General features: G+C 69.2%; 18 protein-coding genes and 1 pseudogene. 10 read left to right on the top strand and 9 right to left on the bottom strand.

Translation table 11 applies throughout. The features are described from left to right. Positions 1-57: 57 nt before the first annotated feature. From AB0I79_RS33945 to AB0I79_RS33935, 3 genes are all read right to left on the bottom strand, one after another. Positions 58-1,074, bottom strand: a complete 1,017-nt coding sequence (locus AB0I79_RS33945) for a hypothetical protein (protein ID WP_357881876.1) — start codon at positions 1,072-1,074, stop codon at positions 58-60. 346 nt (positions 1,075-1,420) lie between these two features. Further along, positions 1,421-2,419, bottom strand: coding sequence for a sulfatase-like hydrolase/transferase (locus AB0I79_RS33940; protein WP_357881873.1), 999 nt, complete (start codon positions 2,417-2,419; stop codon positions 1,421-1,423). Positions 2,420-2,510: 91 nt separating this feature from the next. Next, positions 2,511-3,689, bottom strand: a complete 1,179-nt coding sequence (locus AB0I79_RS33935; protein ID WP_357881870.1) for a serine hydrolase domain-containing protein — start codon at positions 3,687-3,689, stop codon at positions 2,511-2,513. A gap of 162 nt (positions 3,690-3,851) precedes the next feature. Between AB0I79_RS33935 and AB0I79_RS33930 the strand changes: the two genes are divergently transcribed. Then, positions 3,852-5,414, top strand: a complete 1,563-nt coding sequence (locus AB0I79_RS33930; protein WP_357881867.1) for an alpha/beta hydrolase — start codon at positions 3,852-3,854, stop codon at positions 5,412-5,414. Positions 5,415-6,311: 897 nt separating this feature from the next. Here the strand turns inward: AB0I79_RS33930 and AB0I79_RS33925 are convergent. Then, on the bottom strand, positions 6,312-6,542 hold the full coding sequence (locus tag AB0I79_RS33925) for a hypothetical protein (protein WP_357881864.1): 231 nt from the start codon (positions 6,540-6,542) through the stop codon (positions 6,312-6,314). A gap of 213 nt (positions 6,543-6,755) precedes the next feature. Continuing rightward, positions 6,756-7,169 carry a MarR family transcriptional regulator gene (locus AB0I79_RS33920; protein ID WP_357881860.1) on the bottom strand — a complete coding sequence of 138 codons (414 nt, stop codon included), beginning with the start codon at positions 7,167-7,169 and terminating at the stop codon, positions 6,756-6,758. 126 nt (positions 7,170-7,295) lie between these two features. Here AB0I79_RS33920 and AB0I79_RS33915 point away from each other — a divergent pair, with 126 nt between their 5' ends. Next, on the top strand, positions 7,296-7,826 hold the full coding sequence (locus AB0I79_RS33915; RefSeq protein WP_357881857.1) for a hypothetical protein: 531 nt from the start codon (positions 7,296-7,298) through the stop codon (positions 7,824-7,826). Positions 7,827-8,185: 359 nt separating this feature from the next. On the opposite strand, the gene AB0I79_RS33910 is transcribed toward AB0I79_RS33915, so the two are convergent. Together AB0I79_RS33910 and AB0I79_RS33905 are read right to left on the bottom strand one after the other, a co-directional pair. Next, complete coding sequence (locus AB0I79_RS33910) at positions 8,186-10,231, bottom strand: beta-galactosidase (protein ID WP_357881854.1); 2,046 nt, start codon at positions 10,229-10,231, stop codon at positions 8,186-8,188. Continuing rightward, positions 10,216-11,259, bottom strand: coding sequence for a LacI family DNA-binding transcriptional regulator (locus AB0I79_RS33905; protein ID WP_357881851.1), 1,044 nt, complete (start codon positions 11,257-11,259; stop codon positions 10,216-10,218). Before AB0I79_RS33905 ends, AB0I79_RS33910 begins: the two co-directional genes overlap by 16 nt. Before the next feature lie 285 nt (positions 11,260-11,544). On the opposite strand from AB0I79_RS33905, the gene AB0I79_RS33900 reads away from it, so the two are divergent. The 6 genes and pseudogenes from AB0I79_RS33900 to AB0I79_RS33875 all read left to right on the top strand — a co-directional run. Next, positions 11,545-12,930, top strand: a complete 1,386-nt coding sequence (locus AB0I79_RS33900) for an extracellular solute-binding protein (RefSeq protein ID WP_357881848.1) — start codon at positions 11,545-11,547, stop codon at positions 12,928-12,930. Between the two features lie 76 nt (positions 12,931-13,006). Further along, complete coding sequence (locus tag AB0I79_RS33895) at positions 13,007-13,927, top strand: sugar ABC transporter permease (protein WP_357881845.1); 921 nt, start codon at positions 13,007-13,009, stop codon at positions 13,925-13,927. Next, on the top strand, positions 13,924-14,847 hold the full coding sequence (locus AB0I79_RS33890) for a carbohydrate ABC transporter permease (protein WP_357881842.1): 924 nt from the start codon (positions 13,924-13,926) through the stop codon (positions 14,845-14,847). Before AB0I79_RS33895 ends, AB0I79_RS33890 begins: the two co-directional genes overlap by 4 nt. A gap of 32 nt (positions 14,848-14,879) precedes the next feature. Further along, a complete protein-coding gene (locus AB0I79_RS33885; protein WP_357881839.1) occupies positions 14,880-17,018 on the top strand; it encodes a beta-galactosidase in 2,139 nt (712 codons plus the stop codon). A gap of 33 nt (positions 17,019-17,051) precedes the next feature. Continuing rightward, positions 17,052-18,833, top strand: a complete 1,782-nt coding sequence (locus tag AB0I79_RS33880; protein ID WP_357881836.1) for an RICIN domain-containing protein — start codon at positions 17,052-17,054, stop codon at positions 18,831-18,833. A gap of 216 nt (positions 18,834-19,049) precedes the next feature. After that, positions 19,050-19,561: pseudogene (locus AB0I79_RS33875) on the top strand (helix-turn-helix domain-containing protein); the annotation flags it as partial. 112 nt (positions 19,562-19,673) lie between these two features. Here the strand turns inward: AB0I79_RS33875 and AB0I79_RS33870 are convergent. Next, complete coding sequence (locus AB0I79_RS33870) at positions 19,674-20,123, bottom strand: hypothetical protein (protein ID WP_357881834.1); 450 nt, start codon at positions 20,121-20,123, stop codon at positions 19,674-19,676. 565 nt (positions 20,124-20,688) lie between these two features. Next, entirely contained in the window at positions 20,689-21,000 is a 312-nt protein-coding gene (locus AB0I79_RS33865; protein ID WP_357881831.1) for a hypothetical protein, read from the bottom strand. A gap of 760 nt (positions 21,001-21,760) precedes the next feature. Between AB0I79_RS33865 and AB0I79_RS33860 the strand changes: the two genes are divergently transcribed. Together AB0I79_RS33860 and AB0I79_RS33855 are read left to right on the top strand one after the other, a co-directional pair. Beyond that, positions 21,761-22,468 carry a sulfotransferase family protein gene (locus tag AB0I79_RS33860; protein ID WP_357881828.1) on the top strand — a complete coding sequence of 236 codons (708 nt, stop codon included), beginning with the start codon at positions 21,761-21,763 and terminating at the stop codon, positions 22,466-22,468. A gap of 99 nt (positions 22,469-22,567) precedes the next feature. Next, a complete protein-coding gene (locus AB0I79_RS33855) occupies positions 22,568-22,750 on the top strand; it encodes a hypothetical protein (protein ID WP_357881826.1) in 183 nt (60 codons plus the stop codon). The last annotated feature ends 1 nt before the right edge of the window (position 22,751 follow it).

The raw sequence follows: 22,751 nt of genomic DNA, 5'->3' as shown, positions 1-22,751 counted from the left end.
GGCGAGCACGACATCCTCGCCATGTTGCTCGGTCCGACCGGCGCAATCCCGCATGGCCTATTCTGGTCCCGCTCCACCACCTGACCCAGCCGCGGAGAACGCGGCTCTCGTGCGGGGAATTCGGAAGAGGAGGGCCAAGCTGGCCAGGTGGAGGAGGAGAAGGGTGAGGCCGGCGGTCGATACCGCCGGCACGTGCCACCAGGGTGTGATGATCCCCGTGCCCACGTAATTGTGGAAGTAACTTGTGTCGCTGTGATGCAGGGCAGAGTCCAGCAGACCGCCCGCGTAGGGAATTCCGATAAGACCGGCGAGCAAACCGGCCGCCAGCCGTTCCCGGGCGTGGTGCCGCCAAAGGATCAGGCCCGCTACCACGACAGGGGCCGCGGTGATCCCGAAAAACTCGACGTGAACCTCCATATCCTGGAGGAAGAGATGGGGGAGAAAATCGGGTTCGCCGCGTTCGATGGCCAGACCGACCACGGCGCCGGGATAGTTCGCCAGGGCGTAGATCAGTAACAACGCGGGGGTGAGCAGCATCAGCAAGGCCGCCTGGCGGAGCGGGCTCATCCACAGGGGTGCGGGGCCCGCCCCGGCCGGCCACTTCTGGTGAACGGTCCACCATTCCACTCCGTGCCTACCGGTCAGCAGAATGAGACCCCATACCTGTGCGACCGCGGCGGCCAGGACCAGGAGCCCGCGGAGCGGGCCGTACCAACCGGGCAGCTTCAGGTTGATGACGTGACTTTCTTGTCCGCTGTCGGACACGAGCAGGAGCCCCGACGGCTCCATGGCGAATACCTGCCAGAGCATGGCCACATAAACAGCGGTCAGCCCGGTGGCGGTCGCGAGCAGAAGGGTGGGCCGCCGCGTGCCACGCCGCACCTGCCACGCCAGCAGCCCGAATACGACGGTGGCCACCGCAGTGAATATGCCAAGGCCGAGCAATCGGTCGTGGAACTCCTTATCGGATTGGCTCGCCGCGGAACGCCACATCGCCGCCGAAATCTCCTGCGGAGTCTCGTCGTGCGGCAAACTGAGCAAGCTCTGCGCCTGGGCGAGCAACGTGATCAGCACCAGAGCGATCCCGGCCGGAGCCGGGGAGAGCAGCAGGGCGGTCGCTTTCCTGATCCTTCCCGGGACGGCCTCCATGTGATCTTCGACGCGCCTGAACTCCGCGACGTTCCCAGATCCCCTGCTCTGGCCGCCCGCCCTCGCCGTCGCCAACGCGCTCATCTCGCTCGCCCGGGCGGCAAGCCCACGACCACCCTCAGCCCCCGCCCGAGGACACCTACGCATTCGATGCACGAGATCCAGGTACGGAACCGTCAGCGGACCGCCGGCGGGCGCCTGATCCGCTGGCTTTCCGCTGGCCTTGGGTTCAGCAAGGGGTCGAGGTGGTCTCCGTCAAGCCCGGCGTGATTCAGGGCGTGGTGGGGTAGGGAAGCAGGCCGGCGTCGATCTGCTCCCAGCGCGTGCGGAGCTGGTTGAGGATGTCGGGGTGGCGTTTGGCGAGGTTGGCTTGTTCTCGGGGGTCGGCCGGCACGTCGTGCAGCTTTTCGACGTTGTTGGCGCGTAGGTACTTCCAGCGGCCGCTGCGCAGCGCTGCGGCCCGGCTGGTGCGCCAGAACAGGGTGTTGTCCGGGGCTGGGGCTCCGTCGATGAGGTAGGGCAGGAGAGTGTGCCCGTCCAGGGGGTGGCTGTCGGCGGGTCGCACGCCGGCGGCGTCCAGGATGGTCGCGGTCCAGTCCATGGTGATGACGGGGACGTCGCTGACCTGGTGGCCGTCGAGGGCGGCGGGCCAGCGCACGATGGTGGGCACCCGGATGCCCCCCTCGTTGAGCTGGCCCTTGGACCCGCTCAGCGGCCACTGGTAGGACCAGCGTTCGCCGCCGTTGTCGCTGGAGAAGATGACGAGGGTGGTGTCGCGCTGCCCGCTGTCGGTCAGCGCCTTCAACACGCGGCCGATACCCGCGTCCATGGCCTCGACCATTCTGCGGTAGGTGCCCAGCGAGCCGCCGTCGGCGTGCTGGAGCGCTCCCGGCTCTCCGGCCTTGATGCGGGCGGTGAGGTCCTTGCTGACGTCCTGGTCGCCGGGCGCCTCCCAGGGCCAGTGCGGGGCGGTGAAGTTGAGGTTGAGCAGCCAGGGCCGCTCGCGATGCCCGGTGATGTACGCCGCCGCGTGCGCGGCCACCGTGTCCAGGTGGGGCGTGCGGATGTCCGGCGAGCCGTAGCAGCTCAGATCGGCCCATCCCAGGTCGTCGGCGAAGATGAACAGCACGTTCGGCCGCGCTGGTCGTTCGATGCCCGCCGCGGCGCGGAAGGGTCGTTCCTGCGCGGACGCGGCGCTCGCCGGGACCGCCGGCGCGGCGAGCGCCGCCGCGCCGGCGGTCAGCACGGCTCTTCTGCTGACTCCAGTCACTGGGTCTGCCCTTTCGTCAAGGAATTCGTCAAGGGCTAGAGCGTGGTGGAGTCGCTGTTTCCTCGCTGTTATCCCTGCTTCAGGCCTGTTGTCACTTCTGCGGGCAGAAGACCGCTTCGGCGGCCTTGACCAGGAGCGGATGCACCGATTCGTCGAGGTTGGAGACGGCCAGGGTGGCCGACAGGGCGAACTGCATCCGGCCGTCGGGCGAGGTGAAGGTGACCGCGTTGAAGCCGGGGGCACTGCCCTTGAGCGGCATGATCGCTGGCTGGCCCCCGCACGGCAGCGCGGGCGGCTGCTGCTGGCCGCTCCCGCCCTCGGACGGCGGCCCGGACGGCTGCCCGGAGGGCTGCGGCGCGCTTCTGGGCGGTCCCATGAGCACCTTCTTCAGCTCTTCGGGCAGCAGCCGGTTCTGGGCGAAGGCCCGCTGGAAGGCGCTGATGTCGTGCGCGGTGGAGATGACGCCGCCGGCGGCGTAGCCGTAGCTCATGTTGAGCCGGTCCACATCGCGCAGCTTGCCCGTGCTGTCGGGGAAGTAGCCGTGGCCGTGCGGGCCCTTGATGCCGCCGGGGAACGTGGTGGGCAGGTAGGAGTCGTCCATGCCGACGGGATCGAAGACGCGCCGCTCGAACTCGGCGGCCAGGGTGTGCTTGGTGTACTTCTCGATGATCAGGCCCAGCAGCATGTAGTTGGTGTTGGAGTAGGAGAACTTCTCGCCCGGCTCCTGGGTCCGGGGCAGGGTGCGGGACTTCTTCACCAGTTCGATCGGTGGGTAGTAGGTGGTGAAGTCGAAGGTGCCGACCAGCTTGTCGTCGAAGAAGTTGGGGATGCCGGAGGTGTGCTGGACGAGCTGCTGCAGGGTGATCTCGCCGGCCCGTTCCACCAGGTCCTTCTCGGCCACCTGCGGGAGCAGGTCGCTGAGCTTGTCGTCGAGCTTGAGCTTGCCCTCCTTGACCAGTTGCAGCACCACGACACCGGTCATCTGCTTGGTCTGGGAGCCGACGCGGAAGCGCGAGCCGGTCGGGATCTTGCCGCCCTTGCCATTCAGCAGGCGGGTGCCGGCCGAGCCCCTGTCGACGCGCTCGCCGTCGACGTAGACCTCGCCGATGGCGCCCACCACCTGCGGGGACTTGGCCAGGGCGTCCAGCGCTTGCTGCACGTCGCCCAGCCGGGCCTGGCTCGCCGCGGGGTCCGCCGCGGCGGGCAGGGTGCTCAGCGTCAGCATGGCGCAGGCCAGTCCGGCGAAGCCGGCCGCTGTCGCACGATTCACGAGAGAGTTCCTTCCGTCGGAGTATCGCGGTCCAGCGGTGGCGCCGGCCGCGATGGTCGGGCTCATGCCTAGACCAGGCGGGGTTTCCTCACGGTTTCCGCCCTCGATCGGCGAGGCGGGGGAAACCGGGAGGAAACAAGCGCTGCTGTAGCGATGGCTGCCATGACATTTTTCGCGGCACCCGTACGCCGGCTGACTGCCCTCGCGTGCCTGACGCTTGCGGGAACGGCGGTGCCGGCGGCGCAGCCCGCCCCTGCGGCGGCCACCGTTGACCGGCCGGCTCCGAGCGTGGAGTGGAAGCCCTGCCCCGCCCACACCGACGAGGTGGTCCGGGCCATGGGCGTGACCGAGGAGCAACTACCGGCGTTCCGCGCTCAGATGAAGCGGCTGCGATGCGGCACGGTCAGTGTCCCGCTGGACCATGATCGCCCCGACGGGCAGAAGATCGGCATCGCGGTGACCCGCCTCGCCGCCACCGACCCCAAGCGGCGGCTCGGCGCCACCGTGATCCTGCCCGGCGGGCCCGGCAACAGCGGATACCTCGATCCCGTCCTGCGCATCCGGCTCAGGAACGAGGAGATCGCCAAGCTCAACGAGCGCTACGACCTCATCGGCTTCGACCCCCGAGGGGTGGGCGCCAGCACCAAGGTCGCCTGCCCGCCCACGCAAGGTCCCCGGCCGGAGCCCGGCCCGCTCACCCAGGAGGCGGCCCGCAAGATCTACGATGCCCAGGTGGCCGCCAACGGCTCCTGCGGACGTTCCGACCCCGCCTTCCTCGGCGCGCTCACCACCGAGAACGTCGCCGACGACCTCGACCTGATCAGGGCCGCGCTCGGCGAGCGCCGGCTCAACCTGCTCGGCGTGTCCTGGGGCACCCACCTCGGCATGCTGTACCGCGGCAACCACCCCCGCAACTCCGGCCGGGTCTTCCTGGACAGCACCGCGCCGCCGTGGACCCGCCAGGACGACCACCTCGCGGGCAGCGCCGGCGCCGCCGAACGCAACTTCGCCCGCATGGCGGCCTGGCTGGCGCGCAACGACGAGATCTACGGCCTGGGATCCACCACACAGCAGGTACGCGACACGGTGCTGCGGTTGGTGCACGACCACGACAAGACACCGAAGACGTTCACCGACCTGCAACGGCCCATCGACGGCTCGGCCGTCGCCGACCTGGCCCGCCGCAACTCCACCGAATGGGCACGAGCGGGCAGGGCCCTGGCCGAACTGCGTGATGCGACCGGCACCACCGCCCCGCCCACCGTCAAGGAACTCCTCGGCCCGCCGAAGGCAGCACCTGTGCCCGGCCTGCCCGAGACGCTGAACCTGACCATGAACCGCGCGGTCAAATGCAACGAGGACGCCAGCCGGCCCGCCTTCACCGCCGCCTGGAACGCCTACCAGGAGCGTGTCAGGCGCCATCCGGTGACCGGCCGGGCCTGGGGGCTGGGAGTGGAATGTCCCGGCTGGCCGCTTCCCGTCCAGGAAGGCCCGGTCAAACGCGGCAAGGGCTCGCTGGTGCTGTCCGGGCACCTGCATGAGTACATGTCAGCGTATGAGTGGACACTGCAGACACAGCGCGCCATCGGCGGCACCGTCTACACCGTCCGCGACGACGTTCACGGCTCCGTCACCCGCCTGCCGGAATGCGCCGCCGACGTGGTCGAGTACTTCGTCACCGGCCGCATCGACCGCGGCTGCGACGGCAGCGCCATCCCGAACTGACAGCCCAGCACACCGACCTCGGCCCGCGTCTCGATCGCGTCCGCTTTCCCAAGGCGCCGTCCTCGCCCTCGACGTGAGGACGGCACCGGGAACGCACTTTCAGCTTGTTCTTCATCCTCCGGATTGTTGTGCTGAGTGCCGGGTTGATCGTTTCGCGGCCAGCAGGACGGCCGCGATCCAGATCGCCGCCCACCCGACGGGACGCGATCCCTGGTACGACGTTCCCTGGAACGATGTGCTGCTGAATGAGCTGGACAACGAGATGGCATCGGCGCGATCGGTGGCGCTGGCCCGCTGCTGAGAGCGGCCGCGCACGGAGAGCGGCCGACCCAGCGCGAAGACGCCCCTCGATGGCGTCTTCGCGCTACGTGCGTGGTGTTCGCCCTTCCCGCAAGCCCTCAAGCCTCGACATGACGGCTCACTTCGGGATCTGAACCCATCCACCAAGATCCGGAGTAGAACGATCATCGATGACACTCATCCGGCGTTCGCCGGCGTGCGGTGACCCAGATTCTCGACCTGTGGCCGGCCACCGCCGGCGGGGGCGCCCGGAGGCGCACGGCACTGGGGTGGCCAGCGTGCTGCTCGGCCGGCACGACGGCCCCGTTCCCGGCATCGCGCCGGGCTGCCAGGCGGACGGCGACACGCCGTACCCGGATAGCCACATTCCGCTAAGCGGCTGTTTTGAACTCGATGTGGGCAGATGGCGGTGGTCATGTGACCGACGACGCCGCTGCCCAAACTGCGGCCCGGCGACCCTCGCGCTGGACGACCCCGGAAGCGGCTGCTGCTTTCGGATACCGGGCCACGCTGTCACGACGCGGCCGATAAAAGGGGGGCGCGTTCCACCAACGCCGCAACCTCCGCGACTTTCCCCTGCGACCCCGTGGCGATATGTCAGATGCTGCGGCTGCGGCCGCGCTTGATGCACCTGTAACAGTCCCCGCGGGGGAGATCGAACCAGAAATCGAGGTCGACGTGGATGCGGTCCCCGCGGTTGACGGCGAAGCCGATGCTGCGGCCTCCGGAGCCCTTGCGGGTCTTGATGGACCAGCTCTTGAGGATCTGGTCACTTCTCCCAGCCCGATGCTTGCGGATCCTGATGTAGACCTTGTTGCCGGTCTGCATTCTCGGGGCCATGGCTGTACCAGTTCACCGTCAGTATTCAAGTGATCTTGAATCGCGCCATTGGATCACGACCAAGGACCGTTCGCGGCTCGGGTACCGGCGAGGGATGACAACCGTTGCTCGCATTGTCGGCTCCTTCGCCCATCTCGACGATGCTGGTGTCGTGGTCGCGGAGCATGCGCATGACGGTGGCCGGGGAGGGGTGCCGGCCCCTCATGGCCCCGCATCGGGCGCCCCGGTCTTGGCCTCGGCTGCCACCCCTTCGCCCGACAGGAGGCCATCGATGAGGGCCTTGAGCGTCTTGGCGTCGTCCGGGCCGAGCCGGTCCAGCAGGTGACGTCGGGTGGCCATCTCCAGTGTCGGCAACGTCGCGTCGATCAAGTGCCTGCCTGCCGGGCACAGCGCGACCTCCACCCCGTTCGGAACCTTGTCGCGGGCCACGTAGCCGCGGTCGGCCATCCGGGTCAGCAGGTGCGACAGCCGCGTCCGATCCCAGCCGAGGGCGGCGGCGAGGGCGTTCTGCCGCAAACTCCCGCCGGACTCGTGCAGGCAGACCAAGACGCCCAGTTCCGGCTCAGAGACACCGGACGCCGCCGTGGTTTCGGCGACGACGGCGGCACGGACCATCTCATGGGCGCGTTTCCACCGCAGCCACAGCTCAGTCGCCCCACCCGGCCCAAGTGTTGACATATCAACAGTTCACTTTCTAGTGTTCGTCCCGACCACATAGCTCGATGTGCAAGGACTTCTCCGATGCTCGATCCTCGACGGCACTACGCCAGCCTGCGCCTGGTGGCGCTACTCCCCCTCCTGCTGTTCCTCCCCGCCGTGATCGCCTTCTTCACGGACCCAGACGTGGCATGGGGAGAATACCTGGGCGTCTTCTTCCACCTCTCGATCCTCTTTCTGGTATCGCGCCTGGAGGCGGCGCCCTGGGCCAAAGCCGCAGGCTACGGCTGGGTGGCGCTCGACGTACTCGCCGGCATCCTCATGATCAACGCAGTCGAGTACGACACAGCCTGGGCGGTCCGGCTCGGCGGCCACGTCCTCGCCGGCGTCTGGATCGTGGCGAGTTCCCTGGTCAGCCGTTACTGGCCAGTCCGCGTGGTCGGCGTCATCACCGGCGCCTGGCTCGCCGGCTACTCCTTCGCCGGTACCCTTCTCTCCGAGGAATTCCTGCGCCCGGCCGGAATCATGATCCTGGTCTGGTTCGCCCTCCTGGCGATTTTCCACCGCGACGATCCCGGGCACCCGGCGGCACCGACCAGCCCAGCGCCGGCCTGACGCGCGGTATACCCACAAACCGGCGAGCCCTCGCCGCCGGGTTCGCGCGTCACCCGATGGGCAAATCACCCGCACTTCCTGCGTGATGTGTGCCCCGCTGGGATCCGTGGCGTCGTCCTGGCCGCCCGGAGAGCGGACGCGCTGGAGGAAGGCACGGGCTGGGCTGCTCCCATCGGTACTTCCTGCCCCTGGCCAGGCGGCTGGCACCGGCGTTCCGCGTGGTGGCGCCCGATCTGCCGGGATTCGGCCGCACGCCTGCCCATTGGTGCGGCACGCCATCCATGCTCCGGTCGGGCGGAACGCGGTGGGCTTCGTACCCCGGCCTGGACCGCGTCCAGATCGCCGCGCCCTCGGCCGGCTCAGGGCAGCGGCTCGCGCACGACCGCGACGCCCCCTGCGGGGACGGTCACCGAGCCGTGCACCGGCTTGCCCGTCAGCAGTTCGAGACCATCGGCCGCGACCTGGGCGCCGGTGCCCGCGTGGTCGATCAGGAACAGGTAGCCGGCGTCGTCGCCGCGGCGCCGGACCACCTCGACGCCGGGCGGTGCCGCACGTACCTCGCGTACACCCGCCTCCCGGCGGACGCGGTCGAGCAGCGCCGCCAGCGTGCCCGGATCGGGGCGGGTGGCGAGGTACCAGGCCGATCCGGCGCCGTGGCGGTTGCGGGTGACGGCGGGGACGCCCGCAAGCGGCCCGTCGGCGAACCGCGCGACAGCCTCGGCCCCGTCGAGCCGCACGCGTTCCGACCACAGGGTGGCCGTCGCCCCCGGCGGCACGTCGCCGGTGAGAGCGAGACTCTCGCCGGGCAGCAGCGGGAACACCTCGTCGGTACGCAAGCCGAGGACGTCGCGGAACGCGCCGGGGTAGCCGCCCAGCCGGACGTGGCAGTTCTCGTCCACCGCGCCGCTGTGGAAGCCGACCGCCAGGGTGCCGCCCCTCTCGGTGAAGCCCGCGAGCTGCGCGGCGTGCTCGTCGCGGACGAGGTACAGGCTCGGGACGAGCACCAGCCGGTACCGGTCGTCCCGGAGGTCGCCGGGACGGACGAAGTCGACGGCGACGCCCGCCCGCCACAGCGGCGCGTACCAGTCGCGGACCAACTGCTGGAAGCGCAGTTCGCCGCTCGGCTGGCAGCGGAGTTCGAGCGCCCAGCGGGCCTCCCAGTCCCACACGACGGCGACCTGGGCATCGCCGGTGCTGCCCCGCACCTCGGCCAGGGCCTTCAGGCCGGCGCCAAGCCGGACGACGTCCCGCCAGATGACGCTGTCCGTGCCCCCGTGCGGCAGCATCGCCGAGTGCCACTGTTCGGCCCCCGCCCGCGCCGCCCGCCACTGGAAGAACGCGATGCCGTCGGCGCCGTGGGCCACGTGGGCCAGGGCGTTGCGGTACATCTCGCCGGGCCGCTTGGCCCGGTTGACGTGCTGCCAGTTGACCGCGCCCGTGGAGTGCTCCATCAGCAGCCAGGGACGACCGCCGCCGAGCGATCTCGTCAGGTCGCCGCTGAGGGCGATGTCGAGCTCGGGCTCCGGGTCGCCGGACATCAGGTAGTGGTCGTTGGAGACGATGTCCGAGGCCGGGGCCCAGCGCCAGTAGTCCAAGGCGTCGAAGGTGGGCATGACCATGAAATTGGTCGTCGCGGGAACGCCGGGGGCAGCCCGGCGCAGCACGTCACGTTCGGCGGTGTACAGCGAGAGCAGCTCGTCGGAGCAGAACCGCCGCCAGTCGAGCTGGTGGGTCGGGTTGGGGTCGGCGCCGGTCGCCCGGGGCGGCAGGATCTCCTCCCAGGAGTAGTACCACTGGCTCCAGAACGTGGTACCCCAGGCGTGGTTGAGCTCCTGGAGGTCGTCGTCGTAGCGGGCGCGCAGCCAGGTGCGGAATGCGGCGGCGCTGGTGTCGCAGTAGCAGGCGGCGTTGTGGCAGCCGTACTCGTTGTGCACGTGCCACATGGCCAGGGCGGGGTGGGCGGCGTACCGTTCGCCGATCGCCTCGGCGATGCGCAGCGCCGCCGACCGGTACGCCGGGCTGCTGGGGCAGAACGTCTGGCGGCTGCCCGGCCACAGGGTGCGCCCGTCGCGGTCCACCGGCAGCGCGCCGGGGTGGGCGTGGAAGAACCAGGCGGGGGGCGCGGCCGTGGGGGTGGCCACGTCGGCCGCGATGCCGTTGTCGTGCAGCAGGTCGAGGACGCGGTCCATGCGCGAGAAGTCGTAGCGGCCCTCGGCGGGCTCCAGGAGCGCCCAGGAGAAGATGCCGACGCTGACCATCGTGACCCCGGCCTCGCGCATCAGCCGCATGTCCTCGGCCCAGACGTGCTCCGGCCACTGCTCGGGGTTGTAGTCGCCGCCGTAGGCGATGCCCGGCGTCCGGAGCACCCGGTCGTCGCCGGGTTCGGTGGTCAGGCGGTGTGCCAAGAGATCTCTCCTTGTGACGGGCTCTTGGCCCTGGACGGCGGGGGTGCGGTGGAAGCGCGGACCACGAGCTCGACCGGCGGGTCGGTCGCCGCCGGGAGGTCGGCTCCGGGGTTCTCGATGGCGTGGACGAGCAGCTTGAGGCCCTCCCTCGCCGCGGCGTCGAACGGCTGGCGCACGGTGGTCAGCGGCGGGGTCACGTACGCGGCGACCGGCATGTCGTCGAGGCCGACGACGCTGACGTCCTCGGGCACCCGCCGGCCCGCTTCGAGCAAGGCACGGATCACGCCGATCGCCATCTCGTCGCCGGCGGCGAAGACCGCGGTCACGTCGTCGTCGCGGGCGAGCTCCCGGCCCGCCGCATGCCCGGACGCGGCCGACCAGTCACCCGCGACGACGGGCGGCACGATGCGGCGGCGCTCCTCCAGCGCCGCCCGCCATCCCTCGATGCGGTCCCTGGCGGCGTACCAGCGGCGCGGGCCGGCGACGTGGTGAACGGTGGCGTGACCCAGGTCGAGCAGGTGGTCGGTCGCCGCCCGCGCCAGCAGCTCGGACCCGGTGCTGGTGGTCAGCGTCCGGGCGGCGGCGAAGGCGGGTGGCGCGCCGAGGAACAGCACTGGCACGTCCACGCGGATGGCGGCCTTGCCCTCGTCGACCGGCTCGGAGATGACGATCCCGTCCACGCCCTGCTCCAGCAGGGACGTCACGGCGCTGGCGATGCCGGCCGGGTCGCCGTCCATCGTGCTGACGACGTGCAGGGCGTACCCGGTGTCGCGGACGGCCCGCTCGATGCTCACCAGGAGCGTGGCGGGGCCGTAGCCCGGCGTGCCGAGCGTCACGACGCCCACGGTGCGGGTCCGCCCGGAGGCGAGCGCGCGGGCCGTCTGGTTCAGGCGGTAGCCGAGGGTGTCCGCGGCGTCCATCACCCGCCGTCGCACCTCGGCCGACACGTACGGCTCTTCGTTGAAGACCCTGGAGACCGTCTTCCTCGAAACCCCCGCCAAACGTGCGACATCCGCACTGCTGGGCATGCAGCTCCCCTCTCCGTCCAACCCTTTATGACCGCGCGGTCATATGTACGCCTTTCCACTCGTGCCGTCAAGAGTATGCAAAGGATGCACGGTTGGCCAGCGCACTCAGGTTGCCAGTTTGTTTCCGACTCTTGACGGCTGCCGTATGACCGCGCGAACATGACCGCGCGGTCATACGGTAGCCGCCACGTCCCGGGCGGCATTGACCGGGAGCTCAGCTTGGACTTTCGCGCCCGGCGCCGGGCGCACCGATCACCCCCCGGCCCCATCGATGGGAGTTCATCCATGTCCCTATACAGCCGTCGAGCCCTTCTCTCCATGGCCGCCGCGACGTCGTTGAGCGTGGCGCTGGCCGCCTGCGGCGCCAGCGGCGGCACCGGCGGCGGCGGTGACTCCTCCCCGCCCGCCGCCGCGAGCAAGGCGGTGGGCCAGGCCGAGATCGACAAGGCGATGTCGACGCCGACCGAGCTGACGTTCTGGACGTGGGTTCCGGACATCGAGCAGGAGGTCGCGCTGTTCGAGAAGAAGTACCCGGCCATCGACGTCAAGGTCGTCAACGCCGGCCAGGGCGTGCCGCAGTACACCAAGCTGCGCACGGCACTGCAGGCCGGCACGGGCGCGCCCGATGTGGTGCAGATGGAATACCAGTACATCCCGACGTTCACGATCACCGACAGCCTGCTGGATCTGCGCCCGTACGGCGCGTCGGCGCTGAAGGACACGTTCGTCGACTGGACGTGGGGTCAGGTGAGCGGCCCGAAGGGCGAGGTCTGGGCGATCCCGCAGGACACCGGGCCGATGGGCATGCTGTACCGGCAGGACATCTTCGACGAGCACGGCATCGACGTGCCGAAGACCTGGGACGAGTTCGCCGCCGCGGCCCGCAAGCTGCACGCCGCCGACCCGGAGGTCTACCTGACCAACCTCGCCGCGAACGAGGCGGCCGCCTGGCACGGCCTGCTCTGGCAGGCAGGGGCGAAGCCGTATGTGAGCGCTAACAAGAGCGATATCACCATCAAGGTCAACGACGAGCCGTCCAAGAAGCTCGCCGCGTACTGGGGCGGCCTGGCCAAGGAGGGGGTCATCGGCGTCGAGCCGGACTTCACCGACTCATGGTTCTCGGCGCTGAACAAGGGCAAGTACGCCACCTGGATCACCGCCGCCTGGGGACCGGTGTTCCTGTCCGGCTCGGCCAAGTCCACGGCGGGCAAGTGGCGGGCGGCCCCGCTCCCCCAATGGGACACCGCCAAGCCCGTGTCGGGCAACTGGGGCGGCTCGACCAGCGCGGTCGTCAAGACCACGAAGAACCCGATCGCGGCGGCGCAGTTCGCGCAGTTCCTCAACAGCGATCCGGAAAGCGCGAAGATGTTCGCGACCAAGCAGTTCTTCTTCCCGGCGACCAAGGCGCTGCTCGCCGACCCCGACTTCGTCGGCGACAAGCCCGCCTTCTACGGCGGGCAGCAGGTGAACCAGGTGTTCGCCGACATCAGCGGCACGGTCGGCCCCTCCTTCCAGTGGCCGCCATTCCTGGACCGGGTGGTGACGGACTGGACCGAGACCGTCGGCAAGTCCCTGTCGGCCAAGACCGACACCGTCGCCGCCCTGGAGCAGTGGCAGACCCGGATCACCACCTTCGCCAGGAGCCAGGGCTTCACCGTCCAGGCCCAGTGACCACCGGCGGGCCAGGGTCCGGTCACGGCCCGCGGCCCCGCCGGGACAGACCTCCTACTGCAGAAAGATCCCCACGATGACTGCCATGACCGCGGCCTCCCCCAAGGGGCCGCCCCGTCCGCGGCGCCGCCTGCGCACCGGCGGGGCGGGGCCGCTGTTCGTCGCCCCGTTCCTGGTGCTGTTCCTGGTGTTGTTCCTGGCTCCGCTCGGCTATGCCGCCTACCTGAGTCTGTTCCAGAACCGGCTCATCGGCGGGACCACGTTCGTCGGGCTGGAGAACTACCTCACCGCGCTCCAAGACCCGCTCCTGCTCGAGGGGGTGGCGCGGGTGGCGGCGTTCTTCGTGATCCAGGTCCCGGTGATGCTGCTGCTGGCGCTGCTGTTCGCGCTCGCGCTCGACAGCGGCCTGATGCGGCTGGCCCGCGTGGTGCGGCTGGGCATCTTCGTCCCGTACGCGGTGCCCAGCGTGGTCGCCTCACTCATGTGGGGCTACCTGTACGGCGCGGACTACGGCCCGTTCGCCCAGCTCAGCAGCGCCCTGGGCCTGCCGGTGCCGCGCTTCCTCAGCGACGACTGGATGCTGCCCAGCCTGGCCAACATCGTGACCTGGGAGTTCGTCGGCTACAACATGATCCTGCTGTACGCCGCGCTGCGTGCCGTACCCCAGGAGTTGTACGAGGCGGCCGCGATGGACGGCGCGGGGGCCTGGCGGATCGCCTGGAGCGTCAAGCTGCCCGCGCTGCGCCCGGCGCTGCTGCTGGCCCTGGTCTTCTCCGTGATCGGCAGCTTCCAGCTGTTCAACGAGCCGAACCTGCTGCAGCGCCTGGCCCCGGACGTCATCGACAGCGCCTACACGGCCAACCTGTACGCCTACTCCCTGGCTTTCACCAGCCAGCAGATCAACTACGCGGCCGCGGTGTCGTTCCTGCTGGGGCTGGTCATCGTGATCGTCTCCTACGCCGTCCTGCTCACCGCCAACCGCAGGAGGACCCCGTGACCACCCTGACCCGGGTCGCCTCCCGCACCCCGGTGACCCACCGCCGGACACCGCCGCACAAGTCGCCGGTCCAGCGGCGCAGCACTCCGCTGACGATCGCCATGCTGGCCGCGCTGGCCTACTTCCTGCTGCCGCTGTTCTGGCTCGTGGTCGCCTCGACCAAGAGCACCCAGGACCTGTTCACCACCTTCGGCCTGTGGTTCTCCCGCGCCCCGCAACTCCTGGCCAACATCCAGGCGACCTTCACCCACGACGACGGCGTCTTCGCGCGCTGGCTGCTCAACACCGTCGTCTACGCCGTGGTCAGCGCCGCCGGGGCCGCGCTGCTCGCGGCCTCGGCCGGGTACGGCTTCGCCAAGTTCCGCTTCCGCGGCGACCGCGCCGCCTTCAACCTGGTGCTCGGCGCCATCATGGTGCCGGCCACCGCCCTGGCCATCCCCACCTACCTGCTGTTCGCGAAGGCGGACCTGGTCAACACGCCGTGGGCGATCATCCTGCCGTCGCTGGTGAGCCCCTTCGGCCTCTACCTCATGCGCATCTACGCCCAGGACGCGGTCCCGGACAGCATCCTGGAGGCCGCCCGCATCGACGGGGCGGGCGAGGCGGCGATCTTCTTCAAGATCGTGCTGCGGCTGCTCGCACCCGGCCTGGTGACGGTCGTGCTCTTCACGCTGGTCTCCACCTGGAACAACTACTTTCTGCCGCTCATCATGCTCAACGACCCGAACCTGTACCCGATCACCGTCGGCCTCGCCTCCTGGGCGTCGCAAGCCGTCGGCGGCGGCTCCGGCGCCAACAGCGACATGCTCGCACTCGTCGTGACCGGGTCCTTGTTGTCCGTCGCGCCCCTCGTCGTGGCCTTCCTGCTGCTGCAGCGCTACTGGCAGAGCGGGCTGACCACCGGCGGCGTCAAGCAGTGACGCCGTCCATCCCTTTCCGGAGGTTTCCCCCAATGGCCAACCGGCCCGCCAGCGTGCTCTTCGGCGCCGCCTACTACCACGAGTACGAGCCCGCCTACGATCCCGGCCTCCAGCCTGACGAGCGGCTCAAGAGCGACCTGGACCTGATGGCAGGGGCACGTTTCACCGTGATCCGCGTCGGCGAGTCGGTCTGGTCCACCTGGGAGCCCGACAACGGCCGGTTCGACCTCGACTGGCTGCAGCCGGTGCTCGACGGCGCCCACGAACGTGGCATCTCCGTCATCCTGGGCACCCCGACCTACGCGGTGCCGCCGTGGCTGGCCAGGCAGTACCCGGAGATCACCGGCGAGGACGCCACCGGGCGGCGTATCGGCTGGGGCGCCAGGCAGGAGGTCGACTTCACCCATCCCGCCTTCCGCTTCCACGCCGAACGCGTCATCCGCAAGATCGCCGCCAGGTACGCCGGCCACCCCGCGGTCATCGGCTTCCAGGTCGACAACGAACCCGGCCTGCACCTGCTGCACAACCACGGCGTCTTCCAGCGCTTCGCCGACCACCTGCGCGAACGGTACGGCGACGTGGAGACCCTCAACCGCGAATGGGGGCTGGTCTACTGGTCCCACCGCCTGTCCACCTGGGCGGACCTGTGGACACCAGACGGCAACGCCCAGCCCCAGTACGACCTCGCCTGGCGGCAGTTCCAGGCCGACCAGGTCACCGAGTTCATCGCCTGGCAGGCCGGCATCGTCCGCGAATACGCCCGCCCCGAGCAGTTCGTCACCACCTGCATCTCCTACACCCGGCAGGGCGTTCAGGACGACCGGCTCGCCGAGCGGCTCGACATCGCCGCGGGCAACCCGTACTACGACATGCAGGACGGCCTCGCGCTGCCCGACCTCACTCCGGACGGGCACGAGCAGAGGTGGAAGACCACCGGGGTGTGGGCGATGTACCGGACCGCCGACTGGATGTTCGCCTCACGTCAGGCGCCGTTCCTGGTCACCGAGACCAACGCGAGCTCCATCGGCTTCGCCTGGGACAACCGTCCCGCCTACGACGGCCAGTGGCGCCAGGCCGCCTGGGCGCACGTCGCCCGCGGCGCCCGCATGATCGAGTACTGGCAGTGGCAGACCCTGCGCTTCGGTGCGGAGACCTACTGGGGCGGCGTCCTGCCGCACAGCGGCCTGCCCGGCCGCACCTATGCCGAACTGGCCCGCCTGGGCGCCGAGTTCGAGGCCGCCGGCCCGCTGGTCGCGGGGCTGGAGCCGGACGCCGACATCGCCATGATCTACTCGACGCCGAGCAAGTGGCTCATGCAGAAGCACCCGCCGCTGGCGACCCCCGACGGCGAACCCGACCCGGCCTCCTACGACCGCATCTTCGACCCCTTCTACCGCGGCGCCTTCGACGCCGGCCGCCAGGTGCGCATCCTGCACGCCCGCCAGTTGCAGGACCCCGACGGCGAGCGGACCGGCATGGCGCCCGAGGAGGCCGTACGACGCCATCCGGTCCTGCTGGCCCCGGCGTTGTACCTCGCGGACGACGCGACGATCGACTGGCTCGCCACCTACGCGTACGCGGGCGGCCACCTGGTGATCGGCCCGCGTACCGCGTACGCCGACCACGAAGCCCGCGCCCGGCACGAACCGGCGCCCGCGCGCCTGGTAGCCGCGGCCGGCGTGCGCTACGACGAGTTCAGCAACCTCACGCGCGACCTCCCGCTGCACGGCGCTCCCGGCGGCCCGCTCGACCTCTCCTCCGGCGCGAGCGCGACGCGGTGGGCGGACGGTCTCACCGTCCTCGACGCCGACGTGCTCGCCACCTACGACCACCCGCACTTCGGCCGCTGGCCGGCGGTCACGACCCGCCGCCACGGACAGGGCCACGTGACCTGCGTCGGCACCGTGCCCGGCCGCGACCTCGCCCGCGCTCTGGCCCTGTGGCTGGCGCCCGTCCCGGCGAGCGGCTGGCACGACCTGCCCGCCTCCGTCACCGTCACGACCGGTACGTCCCCCGACCGCCGCCGCGTCCACGTGGTGCACAACTGGAGCTGGGAACCCGCCCGCGTCCAGGCCCCGGCCGACCTGACCGACGCGCTCGACGGCGCTCCGGTCCCCGAGGGCACGACCGTGGAGCTCTGCCCCTGGGACGTGCGCGTGCTCATCTCCTGAACTGCCTGCTCACCCCCCCGAATAGGAGGCACGATGAACACAAGGACAAGGACTCTGATCGCCGGATTAGCGGCCTTGCTGCTGATCCTGACGGCCCTGCCCGCCCAGGCCGTCAGCCCGACACCCGGCACGCTCTACCAGTTGCCCGGCAACGCCCGGTGCACCAAGGGCTACGGCAACTGTGTGGCGGTCCCCAAGGCGGCGGCGCTGCCGGGCGGGCGGCTGGTCGCCGGGTTCGAGAAGGCGACTCTCGGCCCGTCGGGCACGGCCGTGGGCCAGGTCATCCCGGTGTACAAGAGCGACGACGACGGCACGACCTGGCAGTGGCTTTCGGACGTGCGGGCGCCGGCGTACATGTCGAACAATCCCGCGTACGCGAAGTACACCAGCAACTGGGCGAGCCCGTACTTCTACGTCCTGCCCCAGAACGTGGGCAGCCTCGCCGCGGGCACGCTGCTGCTGTCGACCGTGGTGACGGGCGAGGATGTCTACTACACCGAGCAGAAGGCCGCGGACCCGAACTGGGTGCCGACGAACGACGGCGACCGTCGCGACATGGCGATCGCCCTCTACGCGAGCACGGACCAGGGCGCGTCCTGGAGCTTCCTCAACATCATCACCACGGGCGGCTGGCAGGGCGGCAGCGCCGGCGCCATCGGTCAGCGCATCGCGCGCGCCAACACCTACCGGCAGGTCGACCCCGTCTGGGAGCCGTTCCTGATGGTGTACGACAACGAGCTCGTCGCCTACTACTCCGACGAGAACGACTACACCGGCTACCACCCGTCGACGGGCGTCCTGACCATGCGAGGGGACAACGCCACGGCGGGTGACTCCTTCGGGCAGGTCATCGCGCACCGAACCTGGAACGGCACCAGCACCAGCTCGTGGAGCGCACCCGTGCTGGACGTCGCCGGCCTCACCCAGAACGTGGGCGGCGTCAGCCAGATCGGCGGCGGACGCCCGGGCATGCCCAACGTGGTGCAGACCACCGATGGCCAGTGGATGATGACGTACGAGTACTTCGGCGGCGGCGACAACGTCCGCTACAAGATCTCCTCGAACCCGCTGACCTTCTTCTCCGTCGGCGGGGCGGCGGGATCGAACATCACCGCACTCCCGGTCGCCTCCGGCTCGCCCGCGCTCACCACGGGCGGTAGCCCGGTCATCATCCGGCTTCCCGACGGGCGGCTGCTCTACAACGCCGCGGGCAGCGGAGACGTCTGGACCAACCCGAGCGGCAGCAGCACCGGCGCGTGGACCCGGCAGCACACCACCATCGAAGGGGGCTACTTCCGCAACCTGACCTACGTCCCGCGCACCGGCCGAGTGCTGATCGCCGTCGGGTTCGACACCCTCCGCCACGCCGACATCGACTTCGGACGTTCCGCCGGGCCCTACTACAAGCTGGTCAACCGACGCAGCGGCAAGCTCCTGGACGCCTACACCGCCAGCCTGGCCGACGGCACGAACCTCGTGCAGTGGGCGGACAACGGCGGCCACAACCAGCACTGGCACGTCACCGACACCGGCGGCGGCTACCGGACGCTGCTCAACCGCAACAGCGGCCGGGCCGTGTCCATCTGGCAGGGGAGCACGGCCGACGCCGCCAACGCCGCGCTGTGGGTGCAGAACCTCGCCTTCGACCAGGCGTTCACCCTCGAACCGTCAGGCTCGTACTACAAGATCCGCGCCAGGCACAGCGGGAAGCTGCTGAGCGTCGCGCAGGGCTCGGCCGCCGACGGGGCGCAGGTCATCCAGTGGCCGGACCAGAACCTGCCCGAACAGCAGTGGGCTCTCGTGCCGGTGTCGTGAGTCCCCGGTCGTGCACCGACTCGGACTCACCCCGATCGCGGCGCTACTGAGTGCCGTCCTGAGGTACGTGACGACCGGTGTACGTGCGCGGGATCCCGCTGTCGCGGCGCTCCTCGGCCGCCCTTCATGTAGTGCTGTGACCGGAAACGATCACTGGGTTGGCGTGCGGGACGGTCCTGCCGGCTGATCATGTTCGATCAGCGCTCGGAAGGTCAGGTGACGCAACCGGTCAGGGTCCGCAGGCTCACGAATCGGGAAGGGCAGAAGCTGCAGCGGATCGTGCGGCGCGGCACGATGAGCACGGTCCGTCATCGGCGGGCGATGATCCTGCTGGCCTCGGCCGGCGGTAACACCGTCCCGGTCATCGCCCGGCTGGTGCAGGCCGATGAGGACACCGTGCGCGATGTGATCCACCGCTTCAACGAGATCGGGCTGGCCTGCCTGGACCCTAATGGGAGGGAGGCCGTCCCCGCCTGCTCAGTCCTGACGACGAAGACCTCGTCACGCAGACGGCCACCACCCGTCCCGCCAAGCTCGGCCAGCCCCTCACCCCCTGGTCCATCCGCAAACTCCTCGACTACCTGCACCGCCTGCCCGGCCGCGCCTTCACGCTCGGCCGGGAGGCGCTACGCACCCTGCTGAACCGCAGCGAGATCACCTTCCAGCGCACCAAGACCTGGAAAGACTCACCCGACCCGGACTTCGACGCCAAGCTCGACGCCATCGAGTACGCCCTGACCCAGCGGCGGCGGCCCAGTTCTTCCAACCGTTTCCTGGTGCTGAGCACCCATCGGCCCGGACAGAGCCGAGCCCTCAGCGTGACGTCCACGAGCGAGCTGGTCAGTGAGACTCGTCCGCGGATCTACAGGTCATGATCGCGTCGAGGGCCAGGCCTCCGCGCAGCACGCTTTCCACATACCCGCATCCCGCTATGTAGCTACCTCGAGCGGCGATCGCAGCGAAGACCGCTCCGGAGAACAGCTGCCTGCCGGTGGGATTGGAAATCCGGGGATGGACGCTACACCTGGTGGTGTTGTTACAGGTCTTCGTCTGGCGCTTGGTCGTCATCGGGGTGCTGTGGCGGTTGACGTCTGCCGAGACGATGATGCGGTCCTGGACTCGGTTGCATACGACGACGTACGTGGCGACGATGGCAGAGCCGCTGGTGGTGATGCCGGCGACCTGTCCGCGGCAGTTGTCGCGGTTCGCGGCCTGTGCCGGCAGCGCTCCGACGAGCATGGATCCTGCGGCGACCGTTGCCACGAGGGCGACCCTCATGTATGTGTTCATGGGAAACTCCTTTGCGATCAGTGGGAACGCACGAGGACCGAGACGAGAACTGCAAGAGATGGTGCGGAGGGCGCTGTCTGAGCGTCAGGTCCCGAATGGGAACGTCCCGCGCAGGACAGTGCCTCGCCCGCTCCAGCAGCACTCGTCATCGGCCCGGTAGTGGACATTTTCGAAGGTGGTGATTACGTCACAGGTGGCGCCGGGGTGCCGGATGTTGTCATCTCTTATGACAATGGGCCTTCCGATCACACCGGGGCGGGTCAGGCTTCCCTCGAACGGAGATCAGCCTCCGGAGCGCCTATGGCCTCTAACGACGATTCGTCATGCTCGAATCCCTGTGACGCGAGCGCTCCCGGGGCCAGGGTTCACAGGAGTGATGGTGCACGCGTCGGTAGCACCGTGAAATATGCAGGGAATATGCCTGGTCACCCGGCTTTGCTTGGCTGAACGGGTGCAGCGTCCTCACCTGATGACGCTGCGGACCTGGGAGGCTCCTTGTCGAGTACCCTGCTTCTCCATCTGGTATCGCCACTCTCAGGCCATGCTCACGTGCGAAGAGCGTGGGTCAATACCGCGTGGTCACCTTGAATTGCCAGATCCCGGAACCTGGAGGGTTAACCGTGTAATACAAGCACGGCCCCGGCGTGGTCCACGACGACTTGTACTTGGGTCGCTCCCGTTTGCAGGCGTTGAGCGAGTTGAACGGCCCGACCCAATAGTAGCCCGCTTGTGCGTGGCCGGCGAAGGTGACCGCACCGATCGCCGCCGTCGCGTGTGCGTGGCCGGTGAAGGTGACCGCACCGAGCGCGGCCGTCGCGATCGCGAGAGCGATCACTCCGGTGTGGCGCGGACCGAACCGACGGATGGCCATCATCATTGCCTCCACTGTGCCGAGGTTCCCGCGGAAGAGCAAAGCACCCGACGGTACACGGCCGGAATACTCAGGTCATGTACCTGAAATGTATCGCAAGTATGCCAGTCAAAGTCATCACCAGGGCACGGCAGAGGCCATTCCACTCTCTGCTCGAAAGGTACCGATAAAGCTCGGTCCGCCAGGGGACGTACCCTCTACCTCCACGCGGCGATGGCCCCAGGAGCGGCGACCGGACCAGCTTCAGCGGCAGCCTGTTCCGTCTGTACACGAACACCTGCAACGGCGGGGATGGCGGCTTGCACGCCGTTGCTCCAAGTCATCCCCGCACTACAACTACGGCCGCAGCGGCTGCAAATGGATTCTCGGGGATCAATACCAGCAGGACTCTGACATGCAAATCGCGCATTGCTTCGTAGTCGCCGCTTGACGATCGAAGTGCATGGCTTGCCAATAGGCGGCAAGCCCGTCGGACAGAGCCTTGTTCCGATGGAATTCGTCACCAGGCTTGTTGTTCGCAGCGGGCGCATCGTTTCACGGCTAACACAAGGCAATTCTACCTGCGTTTTTATAGTGACAGTTGGAAAATAGGGGACAACTAGACAACTCGCGCCTGTCTACCCCGTCGCCTATGCCACGCCCTTGGGGGTGGATCTCGTGGAGGACCTGTGGGCACGAGAGAGCAAGCAGCCGTAGAAGTGCGAGGATTGCCAGGGCCATGGTCGCGGCACCATGATCGGGGCAGCCGACACCATGGAGGAGCACCATGCTGACCGTGATCGGCGCGGGTTTCCCGCGCACCGGTACGAGTTCGATGAAGGCGGCGCTGGAGCGGCTGGGGTTCGGGCCCTGCCACCACATGTTCGACGTCGGGTCCGATCCCGATCGTGCCCGGCGGTGGGCGCCGCTGGCCGGCCATGACGTGGTGCCGGACTGGGACCACGTGCTCGAGGGGTTCCGTTCCGCCGTGGACTGGCCGGCCTCGTTCTTCTGGCGCGAGCTGGCCGACGCCTACCCGCAGGCCAAGGTGGTCCTCACGGTACGCGACCCGCACACCTGGATCGCGAGCATGCAGGCGCTCATCGCCAACGGGCCGGCGCGGTTACAGGCAGACAAGCTCGCACCGGAGATGGCCCCTCTGGTCGAGAACATGAACACCACCCGCCCGCTGCTCGAGCGCATGATCCGGGAGGGGCTGGGCAGCGAGCGGGCCTTCGGCGAGCCTCTCGACGAGAAGGACAGCCTCCTGGCGTTCGAGCGGCACGTGGCCACGGTGAAGGCAAGCCTGCCGCCCGAGCGGCTGCTGGTGTTCGACGTGCGGGAAGGGTGGGAGCCGCTGTGCCGCTTCCTCGGAGTGGACGTCCCCGCCGAGGAGCCGTTCCCGCACCTGAACGACAGCAAGGTGATGGAGCAGTCGATCGACAGGCTGCTGCAGGGGGAGAACATCGGGCTGCCGTTCCACCGCGTGAGCTGAACCCCGGACCCGAGCCCCGGCTGCGCTGCGATTTCCCTGCGTCGCCGGCCTACCGCGCCCGCGCGGCCGAGGAGGCGCATCTGGCGGCGCTGGTCGGCCGTGACCCGGTCGATCCGGCTGACCGGTTTCGTCGTGCCGTCCGGCCGGGACGACGGCTGGCACCTGACGCGCATGCGGATCGGCTGCTGCGCCGCCGACGCCCTCACCATGCAGGTCATGGTGAAGGGTGCTCCCGTGCCGGCGACCGATTCCTGGGCACGCGCTGGCCCGCGCCTCCCGTGAG

It is taken from the genome of Nonomuraea sp. NPDC050202, assembly GCF_040656115.1.
Classification (GTDB): domain Bacteria; phylum Actinomycetota; class Actinomycetes; order Streptosporangiales; family Streptosporangiaceae; genus Nonomuraea.
This window is presented reverse-complemented; position numbering and strand designations above follow the sequence as displayed.